Annotated in this window: 23 protein-coding genes and 1 pseudogene; 22 read left to right on the top strand and 2 right to left on the bottom strand. The window is 39.1% G+C overall.

What is annotated here, in order from left to right:
- Positions 1-291: 291 nt before the first annotated feature.
- The 9 genes from VAHSUH02_RS08350 (at position 292) to VAHSUH02_RS08310 (ending at position 7,089) form a co-directional block, all read left to right on the top strand.
- Positions 292-636 carry a hypothetical protein gene (locus tag VAHSUH02_RS08350; protein ID WP_005384710.1) on the top strand — a complete coding sequence of 115 codons (345 nt, stop codon included), beginning with the start codon at positions 292-294 and terminating at the stop codon, positions 634-636.
- Between the two features lie 223 nt (positions 637-859).
- A complete protein-coding gene (locus VAHSUH02_RS08345) occupies positions 860-2,095 on the top strand; it encodes a hypothetical protein (protein WP_005384709.1) in 1,236 nt (411 codons plus the stop codon).
- 74 nt (positions 2,096-2,169) lie between these two features.
- Positions 2,170-2,736 carry a hypothetical protein gene (locus VAHSUH02_RS08340; protein ID WP_005384708.1) on the top strand — a complete coding sequence of 189 codons (567 nt, stop codon included), beginning with the start codon at positions 2,170-2,172 and terminating at the stop codon, positions 2,734-2,736.
- A gap of 8 nt (positions 2,737-2,744) precedes the next feature.
- Positions 2,745-3,299, top strand: coding sequence for a hypothetical protein (locus tag VAHSUH02_RS08335; protein ID WP_038149080.1), 555 nt, complete (start codon positions 2,745-2,747; stop codon positions 3,297-3,299).
- Between the two features lie 102 nt (positions 3,300-3,401).
- Complete coding sequence (locus VAHSUH02_RS08330; RefSeq protein ID WP_038149079.1) at positions 3,402-3,989, top strand: hypothetical protein; 588 nt, start codon at positions 3,402-3,404, stop codon at positions 3,987-3,989.
- Positions 3,990-4,188: 199 nt separating this feature from the next.
- Positions 4,189-5,097, top strand: coding sequence for a YadA-like family protein (locus tag VAHSUH02_RS08325; RefSeq protein ID WP_005384703.1), 909 nt, complete (start codon positions 4,189-4,191; stop codon positions 5,095-5,097).
- Positions 5,098-5,187: 90 nt separating this feature from the next.
- Positions 5,188-5,760, top strand: a complete 573-nt coding sequence (locus tag VAHSUH02_RS08320; RefSeq protein ID WP_038149078.1) for a hypothetical protein — start codon at positions 5,188-5,190, stop codon at positions 5,758-5,760.
- An 8-nt stretch (positions 5,761-5,768) separates the two neighbouring features.
- A complete protein-coding gene (locus VAHSUH02_RS08315) occupies positions 5,769-6,335 on the top strand; it encodes a hypothetical protein (protein ID WP_005384701.1) in 567 nt (188 codons plus the stop codon).
- A 133-nt stretch (positions 6,336-6,468) separates the two neighbouring features.
- The gene (locus VAHSUH02_RS08310) at positions 6,469-7,089 is read left to right on the top strand and encodes a hypothetical protein (protein WP_005384698.1); all 621 of its coding nucleotides are present in this window, start codon (positions 6,469-6,471) and stop codon (positions 7,087-7,089) included.
- A gap of 135 nt (positions 7,090-7,224) precedes the next feature.
- Here VAHSUH02_RS08310 and VAHSUH02_RS08305 read toward each other — a convergent pair.
- Positions 7,225-8,557 (bottom strand): annotated as a pseudogene (locus VAHSUH02_RS08305) (hypothetical protein).
- A gap of 215 nt (positions 8,558-8,772) precedes the next feature.
- Between VAHSUH02_RS08305 and VAHSUH02_RS08300 the strand changes: the two are divergent.
- From VAHSUH02_RS08300 to VAHSUH02_RS08240, 12 genes are all read left to right on the top strand, one after another.
- Positions 8,773-9,897 (top strand): hypothetical protein, encoded by a 1,125-nt coding sequence (locus tag VAHSUH02_RS08300; RefSeq protein WP_005384693.1) that lies wholly within the window; start codon positions 8,773-8,775, stop codon positions 9,895-9,897.
- 895 nt (positions 9,898-10,792) lie between these two features.
- On the top strand, positions 10,793-11,371 hold the full coding sequence (locus VAHSUH02_RS08290) for a hypothetical protein (protein WP_005384689.1): 579 nt from the start codon (positions 10,793-10,795) through the stop codon (positions 11,369-11,371).
- Positions 11,372-11,489: 118 nt separating this feature from the next.
- Positions 11,490-11,843 carry a Spx/MgsR family RNA polymerase-binding regulatory protein gene (locus tag VAHSUH02_RS08285; protein ID WP_038149077.1) on the top strand — a complete coding sequence of 118 codons (354 nt, stop codon included), beginning with the start codon at positions 11,490-11,492 and terminating at the stop codon, positions 11,841-11,843.
- A gap of 183 nt (positions 11,844-12,026) precedes the next feature.
- On the top strand, positions 12,027-13,010 hold the full coding sequence (locus VAHSUH02_RS08280) for an inverse autotransporter beta domain-containing protein (protein ID WP_005384686.1): 984 nt from the start codon (positions 12,027-12,029) through the stop codon (positions 13,008-13,010).
- Positions 13,011-13,169: 159 nt separating this feature from the next.
- Entirely contained in the window at positions 13,170-13,595 is a 426-nt protein-coding gene (locus VAHSUH02_RS08275; RefSeq protein WP_005384684.1) for a hypothetical protein, read from the top strand.
- Between the two features lie 470 nt (positions 13,596-14,065).
- Positions 14,066-14,293, top strand: a complete 228-nt coding sequence (locus tag VAHSUH02_RS08270) for a hypothetical protein (protein WP_005384679.1) — start codon at positions 14,066-14,068, stop codon at positions 14,291-14,293.
- Between the two features lie 68 nt (positions 14,294-14,361).
- Positions 14,362-14,952 (top strand): nitroreductase, encoded by a 591-nt coding sequence (locus tag VAHSUH02_RS08265; RefSeq protein ID WP_005384678.1) that lies wholly within the window; start codon positions 14,362-14,364, stop codon positions 14,950-14,952.
- 177 nt (positions 14,953-15,129) lie between these two features.
- Positions 15,130-15,345, top strand: coding sequence for a hypothetical protein (locus VAHSUH02_RS08260; protein ID WP_005384677.1), 216 nt, complete (start codon positions 15,130-15,132; stop codon positions 15,343-15,345).
- 457 nt (positions 15,346-15,802) lie between these two features.
- Complete coding sequence (locus tag VAHSUH02_RS08255; protein WP_005384676.1) at positions 15,803-16,324, top strand: MarR family winged helix-turn-helix transcriptional regulator; 522 nt, start codon at positions 15,803-15,805, stop codon at positions 16,322-16,324.
- A gap of 85 nt (positions 16,325-16,409) precedes the next feature.
- Positions 16,410-16,841, top strand: a complete 432-nt coding sequence (locus VAHSUH02_RS08250) for a hypothetical protein (protein WP_038125086.1) — start codon at positions 16,410-16,412, stop codon at positions 16,839-16,841.
- 183 nt (positions 16,842-17,024) lie between these two features.
- Positions 17,025-17,795: a carboxymuconolactone decarboxylase family protein gene (locus VAHSUH02_RS08245; RefSeq protein WP_005384674.1), complete on the top strand. Its 771-nt coding sequence runs from the start codon at positions 17,025-17,027 to the stop codon at positions 17,793-17,795.
- 98 nt (positions 17,796-17,893) lie between these two features.
- Positions 17,894-18,526 carry a site-2 protease family protein gene (locus VAHSUH02_RS08240; protein WP_005378174.1) on the top strand — a complete coding sequence of 211 codons (633 nt, stop codon included), beginning with the start codon at positions 17,894-17,896 and terminating at the stop codon, positions 18,524-18,526.
- 147 nt (positions 18,527-18,673) lie between these two features.
- On the opposite strand, the gene VAHSUH02_RS08235 is transcribed toward VAHSUH02_RS08240, so the two are convergent.
- The gene (locus VAHSUH02_RS08235; RefSeq protein WP_005378014.1) at positions 18,674-18,907 is read right to left on the bottom strand and encodes a (2Fe-2S)-binding protein; all 234 of its coding nucleotides are present in this window, start codon (positions 18,905-18,907) and stop codon (positions 18,674-18,676) included.
- Positions 18,908-19,066: 159 nt separating this feature from the next.
- On the opposite strand from VAHSUH02_RS08235, the gene VAHSUH02_RS08230 reads away from it, so the two are divergent.
- Complete coding sequence (locus tag VAHSUH02_RS08230) at positions 19,067-20,215, top strand: glycoside hydrolase family 3 N-terminal domain-containing protein (protein ID WP_038149076.1); 1,149 nt, start codon at positions 19,067-19,069, stop codon at positions 20,213-20,215.
- Positions 20,216-20,247 lie beyond the last annotated feature (32 nt).

Here is a 20,247-nt window from a genome sequence, read left to right as displayed (position 1 = left end):
AGTGATTATGAAATCATTATGCTCCTATTACAGGTGATGACCGTGGTTATCGCCTTTGGGGCGTTAATAGCGCTTATTTGTCTAGGAAAAGACAAATAGCCCTTCATTTCCACTAACCCGGAGATTAGTAAAAACGAAAAGGCCATTTCTCAAAATTTTATGTTTTCCGAGATGAGCCTGACGCAACTACTCGTCTGACTATCTTCTTATATTATAACGACGGTTTCATTCATCGTCAAATATAGATGATATATGGAGTTTTAGTATATAGTTTGTTATATAGGAGGTACTATGCGTCACGTTACGATTAGTACAACAGGTGTATTTAATACGATTCGGTCGTCCTTGTTCCCGCCGATAGAGGGAAAGGAAACGACGACGTTTTTGCTTGGCTTGGATTTTAATACAGGCGGAATCATCCCATTTTATGATGAGGAGCAAGATAATGTGGTTGTCAATGGTTCTCATGTTGAGCTGGAACGGCAGCGGATTCGCGCGTTCGTCAAGGCCGTGTGTGAGGAAATGGGCAAGCCCTTTGAGGCCTATCGCAATGCGTTCTTGTTTTCTTTGCCCAAGACAAATGGCGCTACTTTGAAGGCAAACATGGTAACATCTGGGACTTACCAATTGCCGTAGACCCAGAAGCGACACAACCTACACTAACCGAATGGTTAACAAACTATACACCAAAATTCTCTACCATTGACGAGTACAAGAAGGCACTGGTATCTTGGAGGAGCTATGTGTTCCATTAGCATCGTTGCATTGACGTATAGAATATAAAATAGGCACGTTCTCGTGGATATAGTATACTTATACCAATAAGAGAACGTGCCTATTGTTGTTTGAGAGGTGTTGTATGAAACTAAAAACGATATTGCTAGGTGTATCTATGGCGTTAGCTTTTACCATGCCTATTAATGCGGCGCAATACACTGTGACCGAGGGACAACCGCCTGTACCAGGGGCAGATGCAAGTATTCCAGGAAATGTATATCAGAATTATCGGTATGGCAATACTAGTAAAGTACCTGACTTTGAGATTAAGGAATCTCTAAAACTCAGATTTAAAGAGATAGACGACGTTGCAAGTGAGCCTGGAATGAGTCTAGCCAATGCTGATGCATTAAAGAAGGCTAATATTAGGTATATGGACTTGCTTTCCCATGATTCAACGGTCATTTTATTACATGAAAAGGGGTATAATGCTAAACTGACAGCTCCGATTAGGACTGTGGAGGGGATAGTGACCCCTTTAAAACGTGAGGATATTACATCATTTGCCATAGACCGTTATGCAATGGCTTCGCTTTCTGGTACTACGGAAACGCCGGAACAAGCTTTTAATGAAAGTAGCGCTGGACGTAAAGGAACTTTCATATATCCTGGTATACGAGCAGGAACTTGGATAATAACAGAATCATCAAAGAACGATAATAATCCTATGATGCTTGCCCATGTTATATTTGATGACCAGCCAAATCATACGTACATCGCTACGTTGAGTAAGTTTGGTCAATCGGATGTTGTAACGAATTTAGAGTCAGCAATGGCGAATATTGTGATTCCTTCTATGCAATCGTTGGATACATTGGATAGCATCAGCGATCTTATTACATGGGAAAATATTACGTATCGTGTGCCAAAGGGCATGGTGCTAAAAACGAATGATACGAATCATTCCAATTCAAATAAGCGTGTGTATCAGGGGCATGGAATGGAATTCGTTATTGAAAGAGGTCCTGTTACTGATACTGAAAGCCCGATATTGGCATATTGTAATCGTGTTCTACGTGACTATCTCTATGCATCTCCATCACTTCTATTACAAGAGGTACCGATTCAGTCTGCAGTGGTGTGGAATAATGGGGTTCCTTCTTATCTTATGGATCAATATAATTCTGGTAAAAAATCTCGTATGATTCAATTGATACAGGATGATCAGTATGAATACAATATATATCTTACCTATGAAGATGGAAAAGCAAACTATAATCACATCGAACTACGCGATATAATGGAATATTTAGATTTTGGGAACGCTAAGATGCTAAGAAATACAATGCATCAAAACTTAATACATAAGAAAAAATAAGGTTATGATATATCGTCAAATTAAGATGAATGAGGTATAGTGTTTATAACTATAATCTCTAAGAGGAGAGTCTTATGTTAAAACGTATTTTTATAATGTTAGCAGTAGCGTTAGCTTTCACCATACCTAGCCAAGCGATATCGATACAGGAACTCAAGTCGTCACCACAGTTTAAGGTGATGTATGAGGTAACGCCTGATGGTCCTAATGCGGATGAGCATACTACGTGGTATTTAGATACGCGTTCCATAGAGGTATTAGAGTATGCACCACCTATGTATAAAATTAGAGCTACGGTATACAATGCGTATCAATCACCGCGGAAACATGTTATTTATAGTGATTCCTGGATTGTATCCTATGACACTCGTTTGTCGCTGGCGAGTCAGGTATATCATGCAAAACAAGCCGGTGCTTCGTTGACGACGGTTATTGATGCGGCACAAACGAAAACAGGCATGGTGGGAACTGAGGAACCATTAGGCGTATTCTCTTTTGATGGTCAGTCGTTGCCGATTCAGGTGAAAGCCTCTACGCGTGCTATTTTGCGCATGGCTCCGAATACGACGCGTTATGATATAGCGGATACTTTATTCTATGAAGCGTATCGGATGCATTTTGAAGATGTGGTGGTGAAATGAGGCAGATGATGAAAGTATTATATATAACAATGGCATTGGTACTGTCTTGTGTGGTACCAACATATAGCATGTCTATGCAGGAATTACAAAATACTAGCCACTATGAAATGCTTCGTGGCTTTGGTGAAAGCGGCAATGGTGATGGCACCTATATAGATAAGGATTCCATCAAGGCCTCTAACGGGCCGAATGGAACAAAGCAAATTACCATCACACAGTATGTGCTCATGCCTGCGGGTGACACGATTCAGGAAAAGCAGGTTCTTTATACCTTTAATACAAAGCAGTCCTTTGCCAATTTAATTAAGAAATTGGATGCCCATCAATTAGCATCGTATAAAGATCTATGGTTGTCTAAACAAAAGAATTCAGGAATTTCATCTACTATTATTGATTTTAAAGTGTTCCATGTAGATGGAAACCGGTATGATGCACAAAGCGAAGCGAGTGATAGATGGATGGCAACGGCCCCTGTAGACTTTGGCTTTGCAGGATATCTTTTGGCTAACCGCTTGTATGAATATGTGTACGGTATGCAATTTGATGATGTAGTTGTGAAATAGGGGGCGCTTATTTGCCTTACAAAAAGCAAATAGCCCTCCGTTACCGCTTGGTAGCTAGATAAATGAAAAGGCCATTGCTACAAACTTTAAGAGGTGATTCTATTGAAACACTCATTTGTAAAACTCTTGTTAAGTTCTATTTTTATTATTGGTTGTATGGGGCAAACTGCGTTTGCTAAAACTGATGATGCGGGCGTTTTAGCCGGTTTAGAATCTAATTCGGATATGTATTCTTATTTAAACTATTACCATTATTCCTTATGGCTAGCGGATCATCGTTATTCCTATCATGATATGTATATCTCTGCTGACCAATCGGTTATTATTTCACTATGGGATTTGCGTACACAACCGAGTACGATATATATTACAAAATCTGGGTATGCAACTAATAAAGGGGCTATGGTAGGTATGACGCGAAGCGAAGTAGAATCTCTTTATGGGCCGCTTCTTGAGGATACTGAATGGGGACGACCAGCAGAACCATATGGAGATATCTATCATGGATATGATACATATACTGGGTACTATGTGGGTGAATACGTAGGGTATCACAACGAAGGTTTATCTTTTGTATTCAATAAATATACGAATCAAGTCGTATTGATTCGGTACCAACGTGATCGACATGGAAATAGTAATGTGCTAAGTGATGTAAAAGAATATAACTTATTACCTTATTTATTATAGTGAGTAGAATGAAAGAAACAAATGAATAAAGGATGAAAATACATCGTTGACGTAAAAATAAGTAGTGCTTATAATGAAATTATATTGGGGAATATGAGATTTCTTTCAGTATTTATCTATATTCATAAGTACGTATGAATGAGGATCTATAAGGGTTATTTGTGTGTGTTGGATCCTGTAGGTTAGAGGGAGAGTTATCATGAATAAGAGATTATTAGTGTTAACGGGAATTTTGTCTGTTTTGAGTGTGAATGTTATGGGCGCACCAGTGAATGTTGGTACTGATACGATTACTATCGGCAGTATGTCATCAAATAATCGCTTTGATGGTACCACTATTTCTTCAAAGCAGTTTTGGATTAATGATGAGTTTCCAGATGGTAGTAATGAACGTGTCATTATTAAACCGGGCACGTTATCTATGTCGAATCACAATACTAGTATGGATTTTGATGACAATGGATTGAACATTGTTGATGTGGGGGCCGTTAACTCTATTGTGCCAGGGACGGATCCAAGTACTGTGAAAGTGCATGCTACACAAGTTAAACCGACGGGTATAACTATTAGTGATGGTCGACCAGATGGCATTAATCTGACGTATGATGCGGAAGCGGGTATTCATGCAGGGGATATGAAAATTGAAAATGTAGATGATGGTCAAGCAGATACAGATGCTGTTAACGTTCGTCAATTGCGCGCAGCTACTGCGAATGTTAATGTTAGCAATATTATGGGGAACGTAGGCAGCCAAATTAACAAAGCTGGTGCTGTGTCAGCTGCTTTATCTGGCTTGCATTACTTGGACTACAATCCGAATGATAAATGGTCCTTTGCGACTAGCGTAGGCCATTATAAAAATGCAACAGCTGGTGCTATCGGTACGTCTTATCAACCGAATGAAAATACGATGGTTCATCTAGGCGTTGCCTTAGGTAGTGAAAGCACCTTTAACCTTGGTGCTTCCTTTAAATTAGGCTATCAAGATCCTAGCCTAAAAATGAGCCGCTTTGAAATGGCACAGCAAATTAAGGACTTACAAGCTGATAATGCGGATTTACGTGCTGAACTTCAAGAAATTAAATTGGCACTACAAAAAATAAGATAGTATATATTTTATAAATTATAGGCACAGCCTTATTTGCATAGTATACTTATGCTAATAGGGGTGTGCTTATTTATATTGAGAGAGGTTTTTATGATCCGACGTATTTTAATGCTAGCTTTTGTGTTGCTAGTTTTTACCATGCCTACAGAGGCAATTACATTACAAGAGTTACAGACATCGCCGCAGTTTAAATTGGTTCATCACCATGAGTTTAGTAACCCTGTTACAAAAGAGGGCATCTACGTTTACCTAAATACTTATTCTATAGAGCCTTTGCACTATGCACCGCCGCAGTACACATTGCGTGGAATCTATTATATAGCTACGGTTGCATCCTATGGGGTTGGGATTCAAGAGAAACAGCTTACTGTAGAGTATGATACGAATTACTCATTGGCTACGTTGATTCGTTCGTCTCGCACGATGAATCCAAGTCCGTCCATGATTGCATTGATTCAAGCTAGTGAAAGCAATCCTGGCTTATATATGTCTGATGTTGATGTGGCGAGATATGAAGCAGACGGAACCGTGAAATGGACAAAGTACTCAGAGGATACACGTAAGTTCCCAGTGAATCGTAATCATCGAATCCTGTATGATTTAGCAGATACTATGTTTATGGTTACGTATCAGCAACACTTTGATGATATTGTGGTACAGTGAGGTGGACAATGAAACGAATATATTTATGTTTTCTATGGTTATTAGTCTGCCTCGTATTACCGTTGCAAGGTCAAGCCATATCACAGTCTGAATTATTAGATACGGCACGATTCCAACATATCGACTCGTCTGTTGATTCTGGCCGAGGCGATGGAAAATACCTGAATCTTGAGTCTATTAGAACTATCGTAGATTCTAACGGACACCGCCGCATTGAGGCCACTCTGTATGTATTGATGCCTGCATCCAATCTCATTCAAGGCATTCAAATCGAATACGATTACCAGCTTAATCAATCATTGCGCCATCTGATTAATGCGCATGAAAAAGCACTTAAACAGGGCGCCCACACACCATATATTTCGATTTGGCGTGCTAAGGATGAGAATTCTGGGATTACTGGGATGGTGAAAGCCGCAGGTGCTTTTACCAATGATGGTAGCGTTCGCGCCTCACTTCAGCAAGCAAATATAGAGGCCATGATATTGCCTGCTACATTTGGTTTGGAACGTTATACATTGCCTAATTTAATCTACCAGAAGGCATATGGCTTAACTTATGACGATGAACCATAAAATAGTTAGAAATAGGATTCAACATCATACATTTTTTTGAATAAAATGGAATTTAATTTCCTAACTAGTAGGGTTTTAGTGTAAAATTGAAAGTAAGTTATATACTATTGTGTCCGCATGAGAGGAGACCTTTATGTCTAAAAAGAAGATTATCATTGCCGTACTTGTAGCCATTGTGGCTATTGCTCTAGGTTGGTATTTCTTGTACTTTACAAAAACACCAGTCTATTCCTTGAATCTTGCTCGTGAAGCCGTAGAAAAACACGATGTGAATGCTTTCAAAAAACATGTCGATGTAGATTCTATCATCGGTTCAGGCTATGACGATGTTGTAGCTATGCAACTGGAAGATCCTGAAATTAAAGACAACCCACTTAAAGGCCTTGCTGAGGTGATGTTCCAAGGTTTGAAACCTAAGATTGTGCCTATTTTGAGTAATGAAATTTACAATGCCATTGCAAAGCAACCTGAAGATTCAAATCAAAATGCCCGTGAAAAACAAGCAGCTGATGAAATGAAAGAAAAAACTGGTATTAAAGATCTTGAGTTCAAAAGCATTGGTTCTGCCACTGTTGATGGTAATAGCGCTGTTGTGCCTGTTACATTTAATTCCAAAGAACTTAATCAAGACGTAACATTTAACCTTGCTATGAAAAAACTTGATGATGGTACATGGCAAGCCGTTAAAATTAATAACTTTAAAGAATTCCTTGCTCTTGTAGAACAACATGAAAAACAAGGCAAGACAAAATAGAGACCTCAAAAATTCTAAATAGTTGTATAATAACAGAATAGAATACACTACACATACAAACAGCCAGTACTGCGATTGCGGTACTGGCTGTTTGTGTATCTTAAGATAGCAGATTAGTTGTATTTACTTTTCTAGTTAGCGACTCTCTGGAAACACAACATGTTGCTGTAGTTTAAACTCCGGATTATTCGTAGAATCAAAGAACTCAATCATATTCCGTAATTTTTGAACTTCATCAGCACTTAAAAAGTTCGGATAAAAGATGGTATAGATAAAACCATAGGTGCCATCATAGGATTCAAAGTTTAGGATTTGAATATCACTATATGGTTCATAACTATGTATGGATAGGCCAGGTATATTATTATTCCATACAACAGCGTAATTAATATACTCTGGTGTTGAGTGGTACCGGTATATATTCCAGAATGAATGTAAATTCCTACTGAAATTGTAATGCCCATCAATGATAAGATTACGAGTATACGGATTATTAGTAAGATTGATAGTAGAAACAAAAAAAGGTTATGGATCCTTTTTTGTAATATCTAATATCTTGATAACCTTCTTTACTTTCACCTTCGAATAGGGCATCTTTAGGTACGCGATACTGTATGCCATTTAGATTTTCTATGCGTGAATATTCATTCAACTCATTGAGATTTTTCATCGATGGAAGCACGTAATTGGCGAGTAGATTGTCAGTAGGCACCTTATTCAACACCGGTTTATTATTGAAATAGGCGATACCTGCGTGATATAGAGGATACCGTATGGCAAAGCCCATATATTTAAAGTTGATGGTATCCATGGTCATCGTCGTTTTTTGACCGTTTTTCAGGTAAGGCATTTTCATGCTGTCCCAAGTGCTATAGGTAACGGTAGGGTATGAAAATACAGTCGCCTTTATATCAGAAATATGCTTTTCTGGACTCTTCTTTGCTTTATCTTGTAAGAACTTACGAACGTCCTTATCCGTTAGTTTTTCATAGGCAATTTTAGTGTTGCGCCAATCCTGATCTTTGTAATCTGCATAGTCGATTTCTAGATTAAGACTGCCATTATCAGTTATAACGCGATAATCCTCTATGGTGCAATCTGGATTTTTATACCGGCCAATATTATATTCGCTCTTTATGCCTGCTACGGGGAATGAAAGCCGGATTTGGCTGTATCGATTGTGAACGGAAATAACCGTATTGTGGTAATGCTCGCCACGATATATGGAGGCCTCTTTGGCATAGGCTAGTTCGTTTCTACTAATACCGTTGGCTTTATCGGTGCTCTTTAACGTTTCTACATAATTGGCCACATCCTGTTCAATGGCTTGGTTTGTGGCTTGATAATTTATATATGCATTCTTTGGAATTTTAGAATCCGCACCAGGAATGTTGACGTCGATGGCCACTACTGGCGACAGTACAGTGCTCATGATGAAAGCACCCACTATGAGTGGTAATTTTGGCATAATAGCTTCTCCTGCTTACATGCTCCTTTTTATAGGAGCTATAACAATACATAGATCCTCTTTGTTAAGTATAATTATATAACTTTCTTATATGTTAAGCAGTAATGAGTTTGCATACCTCTATGCACTAAATTTTACACATCTACTCATTTATACTAAAGGTGTAAACAGCGTTAGCTTTCATCAAGATTGGTAAGGTAAAAGGGGGATGTCCTATGAATCCAGGTTTAGTGCGCCAAATTAATGATATCGTTAGACCCTATCGAAAAGCGCGGATGGGTCTGCTCATTGTGATTAGTAATCCTGTTGGCCAACGTGGTCCGACGCCACCGTTGGCATGGCAGTATATGATTGGCCGAAATTGGTATAAGCATACGATTCATGGCACGGCGTCCGTGAATGGTGTACATGGACAGCAGCCGGTGGAAATGACCTTGTTTGCATGGCCTGAAAATCGGATTGCGGACTGGCACAGCGTGGGCGGTTGGTATACGCAGCGGTATGGGTATCCTTGCGTGCTCTGCGTGTCGCCTACGGGGCACACCAAGATGCTTCGTTATGATCATGGCAAGATGCGGTATGGCGATAACTTAGGGGACTGGGATCCTCATCAGATTGAGACCTATGGTAGCACTGTTTTAGGTGAAAGCTATGCTTGCACGGGCATTGACGTTGATTATCGGCGTATGCAATTTCCTGAGTTTAATCGTCAAGATGGCATTCATTTTGGTGCTTTATCTGATTATATTGGCAGTGAATATATTTTATTATTCCCCAAAAGGCGTATTAGTTTAGTACGTAGAGGAATATGGCGCCATTCGATTGAAGACCTCGCCAATATATGTAATGTACCCTTTGATATAGTGGAACAAACCTATCTCGATACGCCTGATGATTCAACGGAATATAGAGAAACCTTTTATGCTCTGTATGTGCGAAAATCAAGATTACAAGAAGTATTTGGCGTTTTTAAACGAACCCTTATGTCTAGAGCAATTCCCTGGATGCTTTGTATCACACCAAGAGGGTATATGTATCATATTTCTCCATGTACAAATAGTGATACGGGGCTAACAACCAGCACCTTACCTAACATTGCATATGACCCACATGCCGATGAATTTTTGGCCCTTCTCGCTAAAGATAGATGGGAACTATGTGGTAACTATGGACTATTTTCACTCGATATATACAAATCATTTATGGAAACACAAGATTGCTACATCAAAACGATTTTGCCAGATCCAGAATTTACCTATTGCGCTCCGTCAGTCATGACCGTCATAGCAGGGCACAATATCATTCAGAACTTACTGAAAACACCATGTGTATGGGCATAAAAAACGCTATCTTAGATTTTCTAAGATAGCGTTATATCTATATATTCATATAATATGATAGTTATTGATATCCTTTGGAGCCCTTATAGCGCTTATTTGTCTAGCAATAGCAAAATAGCCCTCCGTTGCCTAGTGTAACTAGATAACTGAAAGGCCATTTCCTAAGATTTTACTATTTTCGAGATGCGCCTGACGTTTCGACTCGTCTGACTATCTTCTTATATTATAGATAGAATTGTATATATCGTCAAATACGAATAAACCATAAAACAATAGGCACAATGCTTCTCAGCATAGTATACTGATGCTGAGAAGCATTGTGCTTTTTGGGGTTAGGTTATTATATTGTTATATCATATAGTTTTGAGAGTTAGATATTTGTGAATATGTGTAAATCAATTATAAAAATTGTTTTAGGCCTCGTTGTAAAGCTATTGCTTTTAGTAATTTGGTGTATTTCTATATATGTTTTTTGTGGCTTAATTTATGATCGTTATGTGTTGGAACTATACCCATTAGGTGATAAAGTTCTAGTACTGATTTTTACGTTTGGTAATATATGGATTATACCCTGGCTGATGTTGTGGTGTAAAAAACTGCATCCATTTTTATCTAAACCTAAGATATATTATTCATGTAAATCTTGGATAGCAGAAAAAAGACAGGCTTCTTTTGCTTTTAAATCTTTATTCCTTATTGTTGAATTAATATTGAAAACCTATGGTATATTATGGATAACCCTTTTAGTTGTTATATTAGCCTTAATTCTTACACCCTTATTATTACAACTGAGGAACCTCCTTTCTTGGATACTAGGATGGGGATAATTTGAGAATTTATCTAGTTTTATAAGTCTTTTATCGTTTATATAGTTTTGAGAGACTAGGAGAGAATAATGAGAACAAAATCTATAGCACTTAGTTTGGGTATTGCTGTATTACTGGCTGGCAATATGAGTTCTGTTGCTGATGCCAGTTGGCTGAGTAAAGCCATGGATCGTTTAGAAACAAGTAATGCTAAACTTTCACCAAGTTGGCCAAAGGCAGAGCAATATCGTCATTATAGACCTGGTCAGGTCATAGGGGCCCATTTGCCTGCGGAAGATATGAAAATTGCAGGTGTGTCCCTTGGTACATCTTTTGATGCGGTAAAGGCTAGCCTTGGTCAGCCGACTAGTGAAAAACGTGATGAGCTTACCTATGGAGGCATTAAATTCGGACATTCCTTGATGCAAGATAGCAGACCTATCGTATGGTATATAACCGTAAGCAATCGCGATGCTGTAACTGCTCGAGGCATTGCCGTTGGCGACAACTTGAAAAAGGTTATGGACGTCTATGGACGCCCTGATTTTATCGACTTTAATAACCGGTGGTTTTATGGATATCTTAGATATAATAGCGATAACATTCGCGGTATATTCTTTGAACATAATGGTAGCAAGGTGACGAAGATTATCATAAGCGATAATTAAGTAGGTGCTATTCCAACAGATGATATATAAAACAATAAATTGAAATTAATCGATATATCTGCTACACTATACATATGAATAATGATTCTTAGTGTTATATGTAGATAAAGGAGTTCCTATGTTATTTGTAGAATATCCAAAATGCACAACGTGCAAAAAAGCAAAGAAGTTCTTAGATGATCATCATATTGAGTACACAGACCGTGATATTAAATCTGAAAATCCTACAGCTGAGGAAATCGCTACATGGTATCCTCAATCTGGTAAGGATTTGAAAGCGTTCTTTAACACGTCTGGCTTGATTTATCGTGAGCAACAATTAAAGGATAAGTTGCCAGGTCTTAGCGAAGAGGAAAAATTAGCTTTGTTGGCATCCAACGGCATGCTTGTAAAGCGTCCAATTTTGGTATTAGAAGATAAGGTCTTGGTAGGCTTTAAAGAAAAAGAATGGATGGAAGCACTAAATTTGTAATTAGCTGAATGACATCGTACCCCATATTCTGATTACTATTATAAACGGCTGTAATAGCATGCGCAGTACATGCATGTTGTTACAGTCGTTTTTTGACAGCATATACAGTTTTTCGGTATACTAATAGATATTTCATTAGTTTTTCATTAATGAATCGTGAACGTAAGATATGAGAGAGTGTATATGCGATTTTTAGTGTATGTGTTGTGTGGGGTATTACTAGCTCCTACTGTGTGGGCCAGTGATACGGCGCCATCTACGAAAAATGGACAAGTGAATACTGAGGAATTTCATATTTCGCCGGCCTATTTGCCGGACCATCAGATTGGTGAAAGCGGACCGTTGGTAATGGATACAACAGAGCGTAAAACGACGCGGTATTCTAATGTTGATGCGGTGAATTCCGCTATCAATGCAGTGGCTGTGTCCAATATCAACAATGATATGCATACCAATGGTAAAGCATGGATGAAACGAACTACCGTGGCGCTTAGCTTTCAGAAGGATTGGAAGCCCCTCTACAGCGCAGAAACGGTGCAGCCTATAGGCCATTATGACGACCAATCCCGCCAAGTTTGGTTTACCCAAGGTTCCGTGGCACGCGCTGCGGACGTTGGTACGACCCTTAACAGCGGTTTTGGCTATCGCCGCATCAGCAGTGATGACCATCATTTGCATGGCGCGAACCTGTTTTATGATCACCGTTTCAAGGGCCAACATAGACGCATGAGTGCCGGTCTTGAGTATCTTTCTGGTGAAAGCGAGTTCCGTTTCAACTATTATCGCGGTATGAGTGATGAACATATGGTCAATGGTGCATTGGAACGTATTACCGATGGCTATACCGTGTCCTATGGAAAAACCTTTAAAAATGCGCGCTGGGCTCGCATCTATGGAGAAGCCTATCATTGGACTCTGGACCGTAGTGCTGATAAAAACGGATTGCGACTTGGCACTGAACTGCAACTAACACCGCGCGTGTCCATTGATATGGGATTCAATAAACCAGAACACTCTTCCGGTAGTGCCTATGGCAAAATCATGTTCCGCCTTGCTGGTACCGATATGGCTTGGTACGGTGGAAAACACAAACTCGATACAGAATCTACAGTGCGATCTAAAATGCTTGAAACAGTGAGACGAGCTAATACGATTGTTGTAGAATAATAGAATGGGGCTGTAACAAACAGCCTCATTTTTAGACTCATCGGAAAATATCCGTGAATGTTATTAAAAAAGATATAAGTGCATAGAAGTACACAATTTAAAATGTAAAAAATATGCTATAATTAATATACTATTTATAATTTAGAGAGAGTGTTTATTATGCATATTACAAAGCCCCTACTATGGCTGTTAGAACCGTATATCGTATACAAAGCCTATTTGTGGGGGCTTCGTTTTTATTCACATCCTGTGACCTGGGAGGGAGAACCTGACTGGTTTTCTTTAACGCTAACCACATTACTTACCATTGATGCCATCGTATTGCCCCTAGTATTGCTATATTTGCCCGCGTGCAATCCAGATAAGGACGTTCCTAGATGGATTTTAAAAATCGTTAGCCCTTTAGATCGTTTTGTGGCTTGGGTTGAAAGTAAACAACTTGGGGCCGTATGGATGAAAATTATCGGTGCCTTATGGGCATTTTTTATATACCTCGTGCCTGTCTATATTGGTGGACAATTAGCTATGGCCGTTGTTGTAGCACTTATTTATGATGTACTCACCTGGGCAACCATGCAGGTATAATCGACTCATATATGGAATATGGTATTCCTTACAAAACTATAAAAATAGAAAAATCGCGACTAGTTAATTAATTTCTAATCAACTAGTCGCGATTTTTTATTTATTAAACACTATTAGGTCCTTCTTAGAAATAGAACAGACCTGTTTTAATTTGCAGAACCATATATAAGGCTCATTAGAAATAGAACAGGACTGTTTTAATTTGCAGAACCATATATAGGGCTCATTGGAATTAGTACAGGCCTGTTCTAATTTGCAGAACCATATATAGGGCTCATTGGAATTAGTACAGGCCTGTTCTATTTTGTAGGACACATATATATGTCTATTGGCCCTTATCTCCAAGTGTGAGCATTAAGAATACGATGGATAGGATAGATGAATAACTGCTCATGTATTTGTGTAATAAACACATGCAAAATTAGAATACAGTTAATAAAATCAGTAATTATCTAGCTTTATCCAAACACATGATGGGTACTATTAAAATTAATCTAAGCTTTGCCCTTATTCTGAATGGTATTGCCATTATCTTAGCCATGATTGGTACGCTTTCACCAGTATGGGGTGCCCTCGTACACAATGGGGAAAGCTTACTCGTAGTACTTAACTCTGTATTATTGTTGTCCTGGAAATATAAAACTAATTCTGACGAAGACAGAAATCCATATGTAGGCAAACTTGTAAGTAATCAATAATCTATATATAGTAAAACTTGTAAGCAATCAATAATTCATAGTAGAATACTCTCAAAAGGAGGTTTATCATGAATACATTAGAATGCATAAAAACACGTCATAGTACACGTAAATTCAAACCTGAACCGGTTGCACAAGAATTGCTCGACACCGTTATCGATGCAGGTCGTCGCGCGCCAACAGGTGGCAATTTACAACCTACACATTTTATGGTCATTACCAATCCGGATGTGTTGAAAGAACTAGTAACCCTTGTCCAAGAAGAGTATGGCAAGACGGAAGTAACGGAACAAACGCCGCCATACATGGTGAACATCATTAAAATGTCCAAAGAGGGCAAATTTGTATTCCACTACAATGCACCGGTGCTCATCGTATTGGCTCATAAACCTGTGCTAGCCAATAATTTCTCTGATACAGCTTGTGCTATGGAAAACATGATGCTTGCCTGCAACGAACTAGACTTGGGATCCTGCTGGGTGAACCAATTACGTCACCTACAAGACAACGAACGCATAATAAAACGCCTTCGCGAACTCGGCATGGGCGATGATGAAAAAGTATATGCAAGCCTTGCCATCGGCTATCCAGACTTGCCAAATGGATTGAATCGTAGAGAACTTGACATCAAAGGAAATCCGGTAACCTATATTGACTAAAAATTACATATGAAAGGGTCGCGTAAGCGGCCCCTTTTGTTTTTAGAATAAAAATGAAAATACACTTGCAAATATACCTATATGGGTATATAGTATATATAATAGTAAATACCTATGGGGGTATAGATATAAATTAGTAATACTATTACTAATGATACAGTTTAGTTGGAGGCAACTATGGCAACGCGAAGCACAATAAAAGATTGGTTTGTCAATCATACGAAACTAATACAAAAGGCAATGAACACACTAGATCATTCAGATGTAGTATCTATGCCTGTTATGCCCATCCATTGGAATAGCGTATCGCAAGAAGCTTTAACCTGGACCATGCTCGTCGACATGGCTGCTGTAGATGAAAAAACAACTCATACAAATTTATATCATAATTAAGGATAAATATATTCCTAATACTAAAGGGTGCATGAGGTTGCACATCGAAAATGAGTTTTTGATGTGCAATCCCATGCACCCTTTTTTCTTATAATCTTTATAAATTCCTAATGGATTCTAATGTAAAATGCTATATTGCGATTAGCTAAATATAGATTAGCGTCCATGGCGGATGTGTGGGTGTTTTGAAGCCGACTTTGGCCCTGCGGAGCCCGCAGGGCGGAGACAGACCCTTGCTTTATGCAGTTTTGTAAATTCTTAAAGCACTTATTGTGTGGAATAGATGAGGGGGCAAAATGACTTCGGCCTCCGCTTGCGCAGTAGCGTGTCATTTTGCCCCCTCATCTATGAGCTTATAAGTTGCTGAAGAATTTACAAAGATGTATTGACCGCTTAATGGAAAATTGTGTACAATTAATTTAGAAATATTAATGTGTGTGTAATGGAGGGCTAGTTAATGGCAAAAATAGGTACATTAGCAGGTTATAATCGCGTTTCAGAGGTTCCAGAAGATGATTATTTAATGTTGGAAAATCAATTGGGATTTCCTTTGTATGTAGTAGCTAAGGAAATCGTAAATGCTTATCGTCCGCATTTGGAACCTTTGAATTTGACATATACTCAATACATTGTCATGATGGCATTGTGGCAATATGGTGAATTATCCGTGAAGGAATTAGGGCAAGTGTTGCGCCTTGATTCTGGTACATTGACGCCGTTGCTTAAGAAATTAGAACTAAAAGGGTTCTTAAAACGTAAACGCAGTCGTAATGATGAACGGGTGGTAATGGTTACTCTTTCAGAAGAAGGCCATACACTTCGCAAGGACGCTATCGATGTGCCTAAGAAACTAGTAGCTAGCACGCAAGAAGTTTTTACTGTTCATGAAGCTGCTGAATTAAGAAAGTTGCTTAATAAATTATTAGATACCATTGATGCAGCGCATGGTGTTATCAATCCTGAAGATATTAAACGATAAATATGATATAATTTAATTAGATATTGTATTATTGGGTCATTGGGAGTAGACCTAGTGTTACCCGTTTAGGGTGGAGGCGAACATTATGAATAAGAAATTAGTTACTACATTTGCTCTTGCAGCAACATTATTGGTTGGTTCCGTAGCTAGCGCTGCTGACTGGAACGGTTTGGCAAATTACCCAGAAGTGCCAAACAGTGCTAACGGTACAGAAACTTACTACTTTGACAAAGCATCTCAATTTAATTTGATCGATGGTAGCCGCAACTATGTATTCGGTATTAATGTAGTAAATATGCATAACAACCAATACGGCGAAGCTACATTGTTCAAATATATTGTGCATCCTAGCTTGCACACTGTATATCGCTTTGCTCCAGATGGTCAATTGTACCAAATCAATCCTGGCACAAATGAATTTAACATGTTCAAAGCTGCTTGGAAAGAAGTATATGGCACAGAGTTTGCATTCCCTGATGTAAATGCTGTTCCTGCAACTGTAAACGTTCATGCATAATAATTAAATACTTATAATGATACGTATAATGGTGAAAGTTCTTTATAAGGGGCTTTCACCATTGTTGTATATATATGAATGTATAGATATCATATAATTATGATGTTGATAGATTGTATGTTAGGTGAAAGTCTATTAATTGTATGTTAGGTGAAAGCTTAATAATTATTTTAGGAGGTAAGGATGGCAAAATCTGAATTTGCGCAGGCCTATACGGAACGCATGTTCCCCGATATTGCATCGCCAGCAGGATATATAGACCCTGAGTTTGAAGATCTATTTGAAAATTTTGCCTTTCACGAGGTCATTATAGAGGATGGCTGTAATGTAGCAGCGCATAGTCGTTTCTTGGCCATTTTAGCTACCTTGGTTGGGGCAGGTGCCACAGATGAATACTCGTTGATGATGCCAGCTGCATTAAATTTTGGTGTCATTCCCGATGAAATCGTGGAACTTATTTATCAAGCGGTACCGTATCTTGGCATCGGGAAGGTGCGTCCGTTCTTTAAGATTACTAATAAGATACTCGATTACCGAGATGAAGAAATTCAAAATCCTCATCGCAGCACGATTACCAGTGAAAATCGCCTTGAAAAGGGCATCGAAAAGCAAGTGGAAATCTGGGGTGAAGGAATGCGTAACTTTTACCAATCGGGACCTGAAGATACGCGTCATATCAATAAATGGTTAGCGAACATGTTCGGTGATTACTATACTCGTAAGGGGCTTAGCACTAAACAACGCGAGCTCATTACCTTTTGTTTTCTCATGGCGCAAGGCGGTTGTGAAGCGCAGCTTAAGGCGCATGTCATTGGTAATTTGAACGTAGGAAATGATAAGAGATTTCTGATTAGCATTGCCTCCCAATGTGTGCCGTATATTGGCTTTCCTCGTGTGTTGAATGCATTGTCTTGCATTAATGCGGGCTTTGCCGAATGGGAAGCAAATCAATAAGTGGAACACAAATCAATAAATGAGAAGCCAATTAATGAATTGGAAATAAATCAATACATGATGTAGTAGCCAAGTGCTATTAGATAACAAGGAGTAGTATGATTCTTTCTGGATTAAGTTTAATTATGATTATCGCGTCCATTCCGGCGCTAATCATTGCTGCTGCAGGGCACGAGTATGCTCATGCTAAGGCAGCAGATTTACTGGGTGACCCTACACCGCGTATGATGGGGCGCCTTACGATGAACCCTTTTGTACACCTTGATCTCATTGGATCTTTGGCCTTGATTATAGGTGGATTTGGCTGGGCCAAACCAGTTGTTGTAAATCCCACCAATTTTAAGGACCCGCGGACCGATGATATGATTGTATCCATCGCAGGGCCTATGGCGAATCTTGTGATGGCCTTTATCGGCTACGTTGTTATGCGATGCTTGGAAGCAGCGAACCTATTGGGCAATGACTCCTTGTACCTCGTATTGTTTCTCATCGTCGTGTACAACATTAACTTTGCCATCTTAAATTTGATGCCTGTGCCACCACTCGATGGTAGCCATATTTTGATGAACTTCTTGCCTCTTAAATGGCAAATTCATGTAGCACGATTTAGCATGGTTTCCTTGCTCATCTTGATCGTTATATTAAATTCACCGATTGCTTCGCACATCTTTGTGCCCTTGCAAAAATCGATTCTCGGTGGTTTTGAAAGTATCGTTAACTTGGTGCTATAACCCAACAAAACAGTCCTTTAAATTTAAAAAAGCTATTAGTTGATTGTATATAATCAACTAATAGCTTTTGTGTTTTAGGTGAAAGGGCCCTATATGAGGTTCTGTAAAATAGAACAGGCCTGTTCTATTTTAAAACAAGGGATAATGTTAAATGCGTCCTTGTTCTTTTAGTTCTGCTAGTAATTTTACGATGCGCGGACCACAGCCTTTGCCACCACAGGCACCAGTGCCTGCTCTAGTCGCTTCTTTGACAGCTGGAAATGTATGAGCCCCATTAAAAATGGCCTCTTTAATCGTTTTGCGTGTAATGCTACGGCATGTACACACCTTTGTTAATTTGTCCAGAATTGCCTCTGGTACTTGGTTATTTTCAAATTCCATATATTCCTCTTTGACTCACAGGAGTCATTATATACTAAATTACATCGAAACTTTACGATATAGTTTAGTATAGCATAGAAAAGGTTGTTTTGTTAAGTACATATAACATGGTCGAAGATGATATACTATAAGCATTATAAATTATACTTGGAGGTTAATATGTTACGACGTATTGTAGCAGCGACTATGATTGGTGCTTTGGCACTCACATCAGGTTGCGCATTTCATAATCCCTTTGCCAAGAAGGCAGAGCCTGTAACCTATGAAGCGGTGGTGCAGAGTGAGCTTTCACCAGAAGAAAAGGTAGATAAGCTTGTGGCTAATATGTCCGATGCAGACAAGGTAGGCCAGCTATTGATGATTGGTATTCACGGCACAACCTTGAATGATGATGCGAAATTTATGCTCAATGAATATCGAGTGGGTGGCATTATCCTGTTCGACCGCAACATGGAGAGTAAGGAACAGGTGAAAACGCTCATTACCGATATTAATAAGGCCGGTAAAAGTGCGGGACTTACGCCATTGTTCATCGGTATCGACCAAGAGGGCGGCGCCGTGGCGCGTATGGAGGACAAGTTGATTAAGGTGCCCCCTGCAGAAGAACTGGGTCAAGGTTCTGTTGACCATGCAGCAAATCTAGCTAAACAAGTAGGGACTGAACTTAAGGACCTTGGATTTAATATTAATTTTGCGCCTGATGCGGACTTGGGATTAACCTATGGTCGCTCATATAGCACGAATCCCGACCAAGTCGTGAAGTTTGCAGGTGCGGTAGGCAAAGCTTATGACGAATCTGGCCTATGGTATTCGTACAAGCATTTCCCTGGCATTGGTAAAACCGATGTAGATTTACATGCAGACACTAGCGTAGTGCCTGTGTCTAAAGATACGTTACTCGCTGAGGATACAAAGGTATTTGTAGACCTTATTAAACAGTTGAAACCGAATACGTATATGATTATGGTATCCCATGCGATGTATCCACAAATCGACCCTGATCATCCGTCTAGCTTATCCAAGAAAATCATCACTGATTGGCTTCGTAAAGATATGGGCTATAACGGCGTCGTCGTTACCGATGATATGGACATGGGCGCCCTTGCCAAACACTATACCTTCGGCGATATGGCTGTTCAATCCATCCAAGCTGGCAGTGACATTTTACTCGTATGCCATGAGTATGAACATATGCAAGAGGCTTATAATGGGCTTATGAAAGCCGTTAAAGATGGCACTATTTCTAAGGAACGTCTTGATGCGTCTGTAAAACGAATTTTGCTCATGAAGATGAATCATGGTTTATAAATACTAGGTTAATCCATAGTATATAGTGTATT

The sequence above is a fragment of the Veillonella atypica KON genome (assembly GCF_002959915.1).
Taxonomy (GTDB): domain Bacteria; phylum Bacillota; class Negativicutes; order Veillonellales; family Veillonellaceae; genus Veillonella; species Veillonella atypica.
The sequence above is the reverse complement of the archived record's forward strand: the minus strand, read 5'-3'. Positions and strand labels throughout refer to the sequence as shown.